This is a genomic window from Marivivens niveibacter (genome assembly GCF_002150005.2).
Taxonomy (GTDB): domain Bacteria; phylum Pseudomonadota; class Alphaproteobacteria; order Rhodobacterales; family Rhodobacteraceae; genus Marivivens; species Marivivens niveibacter.
In genome coordinates this window covers 49468-60654 of sequence record NZ_MSPP01000004.1, presented here as the reverse complement: position 1 = coordinate 60654, position 11187 = coordinate 49468, and the positions used below count along the sequence as shown (strand labels likewise).

Annotated in this window: 8 protein-coding genes; 6 read left to right on the top strand and 2 right to left on the bottom strand. The window is 53.6% G+C overall.

Going from position 1 to position 11187, the window contains the following annotated elements; all coding sequences use genetic code 11:
* Positions 1-5: 5 nt before the first annotated feature.
* The 5 genes from queA (at position 6) to lpdA (ending at position 6074) form a co-directional block, all read left to right on the top strand.
* Positions 6-1055 (top strand): tRNA preQ1(34) S-adenosylmethionine ribosyltransferase-isomerase QueA, encoded by a 1050-nt coding sequence (gene queA, locus BVC71_RS11880; RefSeq protein WP_086451909.1) that lies wholly within the window; start codon positions 6-8, stop codon positions 1053-1055.
* A gap of 154 nt (positions 1056-1209) precedes the next feature.
* A complete protein-coding gene (locus BVC71_RS11875; RefSeq protein ID WP_086452052.1) occupies positions 1210-2469 on the top strand; it encodes an MFS transporter in 1260 nt (419 codons plus the stop codon).
* Positions 2466-3044 carry a DUF924 family protein gene (locus BVC71_RS11870; protein ID WP_086451908.1) on the top strand — a complete coding sequence of 193 codons (579 nt, stop codon included), beginning with the start codon at positions 2466-2468 and terminating at the stop codon, positions 3042-3044. The genes BVC71_RS11875 and BVC71_RS11870 overlap by 4 nt, the downstream gene beginning before the upstream one ends.
* Before the next feature lie 57 nt (positions 3045-3101).
* Entirely contained in the window at positions 3102-4562 is a 1461-nt protein-coding gene (locus BVC71_RS11865) for a sensor domain-containing diguanylate cyclase (RefSeq protein WP_086451907.1), read from the top strand.
* A gap of 117 nt (positions 4563-4679) precedes the next feature.
* Positions 4680-6074 (top strand): dihydrolipoyl dehydrogenase, encoded by a 1395-nt coding sequence (lpdA, locus tag BVC71_RS11860; RefSeq protein WP_086451906.1) that lies wholly within the window; start codon positions 4680-4682, stop codon positions 6072-6074.
* Between the two features lie 36 nt (positions 6075-6110).
* On the opposite strand, the gene BVC71_RS11855 is transcribed toward lpdA, so the two are convergent.
* Entirely contained in the window at positions 6111-6464 is a 354-nt protein-coding gene (locus tag BVC71_RS11855) for a rhodanese-like domain-containing protein (RefSeq protein ID WP_086451905.1), read from the bottom strand.
* A 182-nt stretch (positions 6465-6646) separates the two neighbouring features.
* On the opposite strand from BVC71_RS11855, the gene uvrA reads away from it, so the two are divergent.
* Entirely contained in the window at positions 6647-9502 is a 2856-nt protein-coding gene (uvrA, locus tag BVC71_RS11850; RefSeq protein ID WP_086451904.1) for an excinuclease ABC subunit UvrA, read from the top strand.
* 108 nt (positions 9503-9610) lie between these two features.
* On the opposite strand, the gene BVC71_RS11845 is transcribed toward uvrA, so the two are convergent.
* Positions 9611-11110 (bottom strand): CoA-acylating methylmalonate-semialdehyde dehydrogenase, encoded by a 1500-nt coding sequence (locus BVC71_RS11845; protein ID WP_086451903.1) that lies wholly within the window; start codon positions 11108-11110, stop codon positions 9611-9613.
* Between the last annotated feature and the right edge of the window lie 77 nt (positions 11111-11187).

Here is an 11187-nt window from a genome sequence, read left to right as displayed (position 1 = left end):
TGACCGTGAAACTGAGCGATTTTGATTTTGATCTACCCGAAAACCTGATTGCGACGCGCCCAGCAAAACCGCGGTCTTCTGCCCGTTTGTTGGTGGCTCAGGGCGGACAGATTTCTGATTTGACGGTCATGGATTTGGTCGACCAGCTAGGCGCGGGGGATCGGTTGGTTCTGAACGATACCCGTGTGATCCCCGCGCGGCTGACAGGTTTGCGCCATCGGGTCAGCGCACAGGGCGATGTATCAGCAAAGATCGAAGTGACACTGCTAGAGCCGCGTGCGGATGGAACATGGGCTGCGCTGATCAAGCCGTTGAAGAAAGTCAAAGACGGCGAAGATATTGTATTTTCTGATGATTTGTCAGCAAAAGTCGAAGGGCGTGATGAAGGTCAGGCCCACATCCGATTTAACCTGACTGGTGATGATTTTGACGCAGCGTTGGCAGCTGCGGGTGCGATGCCATTGCCGCCGTATATTGCCGCACTGCGGGCACCTGATGATCAGGATAAAGAGGACTACCAGACCATTTGGGCCCGCAACACTGGCGCTGTGGCGGCCCCTACGGCATCGCTGCATTTCGATGATACGCTGCTGGCGGCACTGCGCGACAAAGGTGTAGAGTTTACCTATGTGACGCTGCACGTGGGCGCGGGGACGTTTCTACCAGTAAAGGTGGACGACATTAGCGATCATAAAATGCATTCAGAATGGGGCCATGTGAGCGAAAAGGCTGCCGCTGAAATTAATGCAACCAAGGCGGCTGGCAAACGCGTTGTTCCGGTTGGCACAACGGCGCTGCGTCTAATTGAAAGCGCTGCTAAAGACGGCGCGATCGCGCCTTGGTCGGCGCCAACGGATATTTTCATCACCCCTGGTTTTGAATTCCAGATTGCAGATGGTTTGATGACAAATTTCCATTTGCCCAAATCGACATTGATGATGTTGGTGTCCGCCCTAGCTGGCGTTCAGGAAATCAAAGACATCTATGCCCATGCAATTTTGCAAGGCTACCGTTTCTTTTCTTACGGTGACGCATCCCTGTTGTGGCGTAAATGATTGCTTTAATGCCGTAAAACGCGGGCGCGCAGTCGTATAAGTTTCATACAACTGCCATCTAATTGTAGCGTATGCGCTATCTTTTCCCATGACCATTGGACGCTGTTGTTTTTCCACCTAGTGTTGAGTGGCACGCAACGCAAAGGAGCCAAAATTGATACAGGTACTAGGCAGCTCTTGGGCACTCTTGATCGGGGTGTTCATGTTGATGATTGGCAACGGTTTGCAGGGCACGCTGTTAGGTTTGCGCGGCGAGCTGGAAGGGTTTTCCACCCTATCGATGTCCATTGTCATGTCCGCGTATTTCGTCGGGTTCCTGTTTGCGTCCCGTGCCGTTCCTGAACTGATCCGCCGCGTGGGGCATGTTCGCGTCTTTGCGGCCTTAGGGTCGACGATTTCGGCAATCCTAATCCTGTATCCCGCGCTGACCGAGCCGTGGGCGTGGACATTGGGCCGTTTGTGCATTGGGTTTTGTTTCTGTGGTGTTTACGTCACCGCAGAAAGCTGGCTGAACGATAGCACGGACAACGCGAACCGCGGTAAAGCTCTATCGCTTTATATGATCACGCAAATGGCCGGCATAGTATTGGCGCAATATATCGTTGTGCTGGGCGATGTGAGCGGGTTTGTTCTGTTTATCATCCCGTCCGTTTTGGTTTCGATGTCGTTCGCACCGATTTTGCTGTCGATCCGTCCGACGCCAGCTTTTGAAACGACAAAGCCTTTGTCCATCAAACGTTTGATCGAAGTATCGCCGCTTGCGTGTATGGGGATGTTTTTGCTGGGCGGTATTTTTGCAGCCCAATTCGGCATGTCCGCTGTATTTGGCATTCGTGCAGGTCTTACCGTTCCGCAAATTTCATTCATGGTATCGGCGATTTATACAGCGGCTTTGTTGGCGCAGTTCCCAATCGGCTGGCTGTCCGACCGTATGGATCGTCGCCGCCTGATCCTCGGGCTGGCTGTTTTGGGCGGGATTGGCGCTTTGATCCCAACGTTCGTGACAACGTTCCCCGCTTTTGTTTTGGGGGCAGCATTGATCGGCGCGGCGTCTAACCCGCTGTACGCGCTGCTGCTGGCTTATGCCAATGATTACCTTGACCGCGAGGATATGGCTGCGGCGTCTGGTGGTTTTTTGTTCATTAACGGTGTTGGCGCAATTTCGGGCCCATTGATCGTTGGTTTTTCAATGGATACCGTCGGACCCCAAGGATATTGGGGGTACATGGCCATTCTGATGATCAGCATGGCGCTTTATGCTTTGTATCGTATGACCCAGCGCAGCACGGACACGCCAGTCCAAGATACTGTTGCTTACGCACCTATTTTGGCATCAGCTACACCTGTCGCGCTTGAGGTCGCCCAAGAGGTCTACATCGAAGCCGAAGAAAACGCACAAGAGGGTGATGAATGACCCAAGATCGGATTCAAAGTATCTGGGATTTCTGGTTTGACGAATTGTCTCCAAAGGACTGGTATTCGGGTGGCGAGGCGCTGGATACTTTGATCCGTGATCGGTTTCTGTCTACATGGACGGAGGCGCGTGACGGCGCATTCGGGCATTGGTTGACAGATGCCCGTGGCGCGTTGGCCTATATCCTTTTGACCGATCAATTTCCGCGCAACATGTTTCGTGGAGAGGCGGATGCGTTTTTGATGGATGCAAATGCGCGCGCCACTGCAAAATTGGCTATCGATCAGGGCTGGGATAAACAGACCAAAGAACCCGATAGGCAATTTTTCTATCTGCCGTTGATGCATTCGGAAAACATCGTGGATCAGGATCGATCGGTGAATTGTTTTCGCCATTCAATGCCTGAAACAGGCGATGATAATCTGGGCCACGCCATCGCGCATCGTTGGATTATTCGTCAGTTTGGTCGGTTTCCCTATAGAAATCAGGCGCTTAATCGCGAAAACTCGTCTGCCGAAATTCAGTTTTTGAATAAAGGTGGATATAAATTGGCCTTGGATCTGACACGCGGTTAAAGACCCTTAAACCTATCGATCCTACCGTTTTTTTGCGCGACATTGCAGGAGGCGGGAATGATGGATGGTGGTTTAACATCTGCTGGGCACGATTTGGCGGCGGATGTATTGAACATGATGGAGCAGGGCATTCTGGTCTGGTCCGAGGGGGGCATCTGCGAGATGCATAATCTACGTATGTTTGATGTTCTCGAACTAGAACCCGGTGATTTGCGTGTTGGTATGTCGTGGTTGGAATTTCGCGAACGCGGTCGAGCGCGGGGTGAAATCTCTGATGCAGATAATCAGATGTCCGAACGCAAAATCGCGTCACGTGAATCCTATTCTTATGATCGTCACCTGCCATCGGGTCGCGTTGTGTTGACCAGCGCCCGACCCGCGCGGGGCGGTGCCTATATTGTCACGTTTACAGATGTGACCAACGCACGCCGCGCGGCCCATGACATTGTCGAAGCCAAACATGCCGCCGAAGAGGCCGAAGCCCGCGCCCGAAAGGTTTTGGAAACCGAACGCGCGCGGCAAGCCGAAGCAGATTTATTGGCGCGTTTGGATGAATGGCTGCAGTCGTGCAAATCGCTAGATGAATTATATCTGGTCGTGACGCGATTTATGGAAAAATTGCTCCCTGGGTCGAAAGGTGAGTTGTACATCTACTCTAATTCGCGCGATGCATTGGACGGCACTTGCAATTGGAATACCGACGACTTGCACCATGCAATCGCTGCTGACAGTTGCTGGGCGCTGCGCCGGGGGCGTTATTATGCCTATGGCGTGCAGGAAATCAGTTTCATGTGCGACCACGTCACCGAACACAATCACGGCGTCGATGTGGATGAATACATCTGCGTCCCAATCGTTGCGCATGGTGACACAGTTGGTTTGTTACACATTAGGTTTGTGCCGTCGGTCGAATTGAATTCCAAAGTAACCGACCACATTCAATTCGCGAAACGATGTGGTGAACATATTTCGATGGCGATCGCCAATGTTAAATTGCGCGATGAATTGCATGATCAATCCATTCGTGACCCGCTGACGGGCCTATACAATCGGCGCTATTTTCTGGATGCGATCCGCAGACAAATCGCTGTGGCGGAACGTTTGCAGACACCATTTAGCGTCATCGCTTTTGACGCGGATAAATTTAAAATGTTCAACGATAATCATGGGCATGATGCGGGGGATGCCGTTCTGAGGGCTCTTGGAACTGTCATGATGGAAGTGATGGAAGAGGACGCCATTTGCGCCCGCTTTGGCGGAGAAGAGTTTTGCATTCTTTTGCCTGACCGAACCACGACGGCGGCCGTGACGGCAGCCGAAAAACTACGCAAGGCTGTTCAGGAAATGCAGGTTCGGTATTTGGATGTGGTTTTACCGCCAGTGACTGTTTCATTGGGTGTCGCCAGCTATCCAGACTGCGGATCGCAGCCGCAACAAATTATGCGGCGGGCTGATGATGCGCTGTATCGAGCCAAAGATGCAGGCCGAAATCGGGTTGAATCCTGCGTAGGTAATTGAAATTGCAGCAATAAAAAAGAGTTGCAATAAACCCATGGCAGCCATGATAGAACCACGGTAGATTGGATTGAAAAAATAGTTTAACGTCAAACTAATTTCTGACCGGAGGAGAATCCCATGGCCGCTAAGAATTTTGACCTGATCGTTATCGGCGCAGGCCCGGGCGGCTATGTGGCCGCTATCCGCGCTGCGCAGCTAGGTCTGTCTGTTGCGTGTGTCGAACGTGAACATCTGGGCGGTATTTGCCTGAACTGGGGCTGTATCCCGACCAAAGCTTTGCTGCGTTCCGCCGAAGTGCTGAACCTAATGAAACGCGCCAAAGAATTCGGCCTAAAGGCTGACAGCGTCGGTTATGATCTAGACGCGGTCGTTCAGCGGTCGCGCGGCGTTGCGAAACAGCTGTCGGGCGGTATTGGCCACCTGTTTAAAAAGAACAAAATCACCAGCATCATGGGCGAAGCCAAAGTTGTCGCCAAAGGCAAAGTTTCGGTGAAAACCGACAAAGGCACCGAAGAGCTGACCGCGAAAAACGTGATCGTCGCGACCGGTGCCCGCGCACGTGAACTGCCAGGTCTAGAGGCTGACGGCGATCTGGTGTGGACGTATAAACACGCGCTGCAACCTGTTCGTATGCCAAAGAAATTGTTGGTCATCGGCTCGGGCGCGATCGGCATCGAATTCGCCAGCTTCTACAATACTCTGGGCGCTGACACGACTGTGGTCGAGGTGATGGACCGCGTTCTACCTGTCGAAGACGCCGAAATCAGCGCCTTTGCGAAAAAGCAGTTCGTGAAGCACGGGCTGAAGATCATGGAAAAAGCCATGGTCAAAAAGCTGGACCGCGCCAAAGGCAAAGTCACCGCGCATATCGAAGTGGGCGGCAAGGTCGAACAGCACGAATTCGACACCGTGATTTCTGCAGTCGGCATCGTCGGCAACGTCGAAGGTCTGGGCCTAGAAGAGCTGGGCGTAAAGATCGATCGCACTCACGTCGTGACAGATGAATACTGCCGAACGGGCGTGGATGGCCTGTTTGCGATTGGCGATATCGCCGGTGCGCCATGGCTGGCTCACAAAGCATCGCACGAAGGTGTCATGGTTGCTGAACTGATCGCGGGCAAACATCCGCATCCGATCAAACCGAATTCGATCGCGGGCTGCACCTATTGCCACCCTCAGGTCGCATCGGTTGGCCTGACCGAAGCCAAAGCGAAAGAGGCGGGCTACGAACTCAAAGTCGGCCGTTTCCCATTCATCGGCAACGGCAAAGCGATCGCCCTGGGTGAACCAGAGGGCATGATCAAAACCGTTTTCGACGCGAAAACCGGCGAATTGCTGGGCGCACATATGGTTGGCCCAGAAGTGACCGAATTGATCCAAGGCTACGTTGTTGGCCGCCAGCTGGAAACCACCGAAGAAGACCTGATGGAAACGGTATTCCCGCACCCAACGCTGTCCGAAGCCATGCACGAAGCCGTGCTGGATGCTTACGGCCGCGCACTGCATTTCTAATACGAAAAGGCCCGCGAATGTCGCGGGCCTTTTTCTTTATTCGGTCGGGCCTCCAGCCTGGACCCAGTTTCCAAAGCCGCCTATGTTATGGACGTCTTTGTAACCGATTTTTTCCAGAAATTGTTTCGCTTGCGATGATCGTCCGCCAGAGGCGCAAAAAACAGCAATCGGTTTGCCCGATTTTAGCGCGTCGTGGCATTCTGGGCTGCGCGGATCGACACGCATTTGGAACGTCGCCAATGGAATATTGATCGCGCCCGCTGCAGTGCCCGAGGCCTTCAGCTCCATCGGGTCGCGCACATCAATCACAACGATTTCGCCATTCGCATGCTGTTCGATGGCTTCGGTCGGGGATAGCCCTGCAGCGGGGCGTTGGAAAAAGTTAATCATTGCCAGTCTCCTTGGGCAAAGATGATGTTCTGTGATTAATATATATTAAGAAAACGTAATATAAAGTGCTAAGTGAATTCTTTAGTAGAGTATTGCCCTGTGTTCTATTATTGTTCCGTTAATTTCCATTGAGACTCGGCCACGAACACCTATCTGTTGCGTGGAATTGATCGGGGGGCAGAATGCCTGAATTAAAGAACATCGAAGTCCGCGGCGCGCGCGAACACAATTTGAAGAACATTGATGTTGATATTCCGCGCGACGAATTGGTGGTGATTACGGGGCTGTCGGGGTCGGGTAAGTCGTCTCTGGCCTTTGATACCATCTATGCCGAAGGGCAGCGCCGCTATGTGGAATCGCTATCCGCTTATGCCCGCCAGTTCTTGGATATGATGGAAAAGCCGGACGTCGATCATATATCTGGCTTGTCGCCCGCGATTTCGATTGAACAGAAAACCACGTCGAAAAACCCCCGTTCGACTGTGGGCACTGTCACCGAAATCTACGACTATATGCGTTTGCTGTTTGCGCGTGTCGGCACCCCATACAGCCCGGCCACTGGTCAACCGATCGAAGCGCAGCAGGTCCAAGACATGGTCGATCGCGTCATGGCGATGGAGGAGGGCACACGCGGTTATCTATTGGCCCCGATCGTGCGCGACCGCAAAGGCGAATACCGCAAAGAGATGTTGGAGCTGCGCAAGCAGGGTTTCCAGCGTGTCAAAGCGGATGGTGAATTTTACGAACTGGATTCGCCGCCCGAACTGGACAAAAAATTCCGTCACGATATCGATGTGGTCGTTGACCGTATCGTCGTCCGCGAAGGGCTGGAAACGCGCCTAGCCGACAGTTTCCGCACCGCGCTGGATTTGGCCGACGGCATCGCGATTTTGGAAACCGCCCCGCGCGAAGGCGATCCTGAACGATTTACGTTCAGCGAAAAATTTGCCTGTCCGGTTTCTGGTTTTACCATTCCAGAAATCGAACCACGCCTGTTTTCGTTCAACGCGCCGTTTGGGGCGTGCCCGTCCTGTGATGGTTTGGGCGTCGAACTGTTCTTTGACGAACGTTTGGTCGTGCCTGATGTCACGCTGAAAATCGCGGATGGGGCGATTGCGCCGTGGCGCAAAGGCAAATCGCCGTATTTCTTGCAGACGATCGAGGCGATCGCCAAGCATTACGGTTTCGACAAAAACGCCCGTTGGAAAGATCTGGACCCGAAAGTTCAAAAGGTATTCCTGTACGGTTCGGGCAAAGAAGAAATCAAATTCCGCTACGACGAAGGCGGCCGTGTTTACCAAGTCGAACGCGCCTTCGAAGGTGTCATCCGCAATATGGAACGCCGCTATCGCGAAACCGATAGCAATTGGGTCCGCGAAGATTTTGAGCAATATCAGAACAACCGCCCTTGCGGCACCTGCGGCGGTTATCGCCTGCGCGAAGAGGCGCGCGCCGTAAAGATCGACCATGTTCACGTCGGTCAAGTCGTTGAAAAATCGATCAAAGAGGCGCTGGAGTGGATCAACGGCGTCATGCCGACCCTGACGAAGCAGAAACAAGAAATCGCCCGTGCTATTGTCAAAGAGATTAGTGAACGGTTGGGTTTCTTGAACAACGTCGGTCTGGATTACCTGACGCTGAGCCGTAATGCAGGCACGCTGTCTGGCGGTGAAAGTCAGCGTATCAGGCTGGCGTCGCAAATCGGTTCGGGCCTGACGGGCGTTTTGTATGTGTTGGATGAACCGTCGATTGGTTTGCACCAGCGTGACAACGACCGTCTGATCGGGACGCTGAAAAACCTGCGTGATCAGGGCAATACTGTCATCGTTGTCGAACACGACGAAGATATGATCCGCCAAGCAGACTATGTTTTCGACATCGGCCCAGGGGCGGGTGTGCATGGTGGTCAGGTCGTGGCAAAAGGCACGCCGCCTGAACTGCAAGCGGACGAAAATTCGATCACGGGTCAGTATTTGTCGGGCAAGCGCGAAATCACGGTGCCTGCTGTGCGTCGTGACGGAAATGGCAAAACACTGAGCGTGATCAAGGCGACGGGGAATAACCTGAAAAACATCTCGGTCGATTTTCCGTTGGGCAAATTTGTTTGTGTGACGGGTGTTTCTGGTGGCGGTAAATCTACGCTGACGATTGAAACGCTGTATAAAAACGCCGCGATGAAATTGAACGGTGCGCGGGAAACCCCTGCGCCGTGTGAAACAATAAAAGGGTTCGAGCATCTGGATAAGGTCATCGACATTGACCAACGCCCGATTGGACGGACTCCGCGATCAAACCCTGCGACATACACGGGTGCGTTCACGCCGATCCGCGAATGGTTTGCGGGCCTGCCTGAGTCGAAAGCGCGCGGTTACAAACCGGGTCGTTTTTCGTTCAACGTCAAAGGTGGTCGCTGCGAGGCGTGTCAGGGTGACGGGGTCATCAAGATCGAGATGCATTTCCTGCCGGACGTTTATGTCGAATGCGAAACATGTAAAGGCAAACGGTACAACCGCGAAACGCTAGAGGTGCAATTCAAAGGCAAATCCATTTCCGACGTGCTGGATATGACCGTTGAAGAAGCCCAAGAGTTTTTCCGCGCGGTGCCGAGCATCCGCGAAAAGATGGATGCGCTGATGCGTGTCGGGCTGAGCTACATCAAAGTGGGTCAGCAGGCGACGACACTGTCCGGTGGTGAGGCGCAGCGGGTGAAGCTGTCGAAAGAGCTGTCTAAGCGGTCGACGGGGCGGACGCTGTATATTTTGGACGAACCGACCACGGGTCTGCATTTCGAAGACGTGCGCAAGCTGCTGGAAGTGCTGCATGAACTGGTCGAGCAGGGCAATACGGTTGTGGTGATCGAACACAATCTGGACGTTGTGAAAACGGCGGACTGGGTGATTGATATTGGCCCAGAAGGCGGCGATGGCGGCGGCACTGTTGTTGGCTACGGCACGCCTGAAGATGTGGCCGCGATCAAAACATCGCATACGGGCCGCTACCTTGCGCCGATGTTGGGAATGCAGATCGCAGCGGAATAGGTCCGCCGCATATCTGACTGTTATTAAAATGAAAAACGCCCCCGAAATCGGGGGCGTTTTGCTGTTTTTGATAGGCAAAGGGCGCAGGGCGCCCTTTGGTCCCGGACCTTAGTCCATCGCTTTGAAGTTCAGGGCAGCGCCGTCTTTGATGCCCGAGAACCAGCGCGCGGTCACGGTTTTGGTTTTGGTGTAGAAACGCAGAGCGTCTGGGCCGTATTGGTTCAGGTCGCCGAATGCGGATTTTTTCCAACCACCAAAGGTGAAGTAGGACAGAGGAACAGGGATCGGGAAGTTGACGCCGACCATGCCAACGTTGACGCGGGATGCAAAGTCACGCGCAACGTCGCCGTCTGCGGTGTAGATTGCAGTACCGTTGCCGTACTGGTTTTTCATGATCAGTTGCAGTGCATCTTCGTAGTTGTCTTTGCGCACAGTTGTTAGAACTGGGCCAAAGATTTCCTCTTGGTAGATGTCCATGTCTTCGGTTGCGTTGTCAAAGTACGATGGGCCAACGAAGAAGCCGTTTTCATAACCCTGCAGTTCGAAACCGCGGCCGTCGATGACCAGCTCTGCGCCTTGGTCAACGCCCGATGCGATCAGGCCTTCGATGCGGTTTTTCGATGCTTCGGTGATGACAGGACCGTAGTCTACGTCGTCGCCGCCGGTGTATGGGCCGACTTTCAGCGCTTCGATACGTGGGATCAGTTTTTCGCGCAGTTTGTCTGCGGTTTCCTGACCAACTGGAACAGCAACCGAAATCGCCATGCAGCGTTCGCCAGCTGCGCCAAAGCCTGCGCCGATCAGAGCGTCAGCAGCTTTGTCCAGATCAGCGTCTGGCATGATGATCATGTGGTTTTTCGCACCGCCGAAGCACTGTGCGCGTTTGCCGTTGGTTGCAGCGCGGCCGTAGATGTATTGTGCAATTGGGGTCGAACCAACAAAGCCAACAGCCTGAATGGTTTCGTTGTCCAGAATGCCGTCTACGACTTCTTTGTCGCCGTTGATGACTTGCAGAACGCCATCAGGCAGGCCTGCTTCTTTCAGCAGCTCAGCCAGACGCAGGGCTGTCGATGGGCAGCGTTCGGATGGTTTCAGGATCATTGCGTTACCCGAAACGATCGCAGGAGCCATTTTCCACAGTGGGATCATCGCAGGGAAGTTGAAAGGCGTGATGCCTGCAACAACGCCCAGAGCCTGGCGCATGGAGTACAGGTCGATGCCTGGGCCAGCGGAATCCATGAATTCGCCTTTGAGCATGTGCGGCGCGCCCATGCAGACTTCGACGACTTCCAGACCACGCTGAACGTCACCACGACCATCTGGCAGGGTTTTACCGTGCTCTTTGGAAACCAGTTCTGCCAGTTCGTCCATGTGTTCGTTGATCAGAGCGCCGAATTTCATCATGACGCGTGCACGGCGCTGAGGGTTGGTTGCACCCCATTTTACCTGTGCTTCTTCGGCAGCGTCGATCGCTGCGGTCAGTTCGTCCAGAGTTGCCAGCGGTACTTTGGCGATTGCTTCGCCGGTCGCTGGGTTGAACACGTCCTGAAAACGGCCCGAAGTGCCTTTGACGTGCTGACCGTTAATCCAATGTGTCAGTTCCTGCATGGAATCCTCCCAAGGTGGAATGTGAATTTGGCCGGAGAATAGTCTTGCATTTTGGTGGTAAGAACAGAATGTTTGCC

Coding starts and splice junctions, on each gene's coding strand:
- BVC71_RS11870 (WP_086451908.1), top strand. CDS start 2,466: ATGACCCAAGATCGGATTCAAAGTATCTGGGATTTCTGGTTTGACGAA.
- BVC71_RS11865 (WP_086451907.1), top strand. CDS start 3,102: ATGATGGATGGTGGTTTAACATCTGCTGGGCACGATTTGGCGGCGGAT.
- lpdA (WP_086451906.1), top strand. CDS start 4,680: ATGGCCGCTAAGAATTTTGACCTGATCGTTATCGGCGCAGGCCCGGGC.
- BVC71_RS11855 (WP_086451905.1), bottom strand. CDS start 6,464: ATGATTAACTTTTTCCAACGCCCCGCTGCAGGGCTATCCCCGACCGAA.
- uvrA (WP_086451904.1), top strand. CDS start 6,647: ATGCCTGAATTAAAGAACATCGAAGTCCGCGGCGCGCGCGAACACAAT.
- BVC71_RS11845 (WP_086451903.1), bottom strand. CDS start 11,110: ATGCAGGAACTGACACATTGGATTAACGGTCAGCACGTCAAAGGCACT.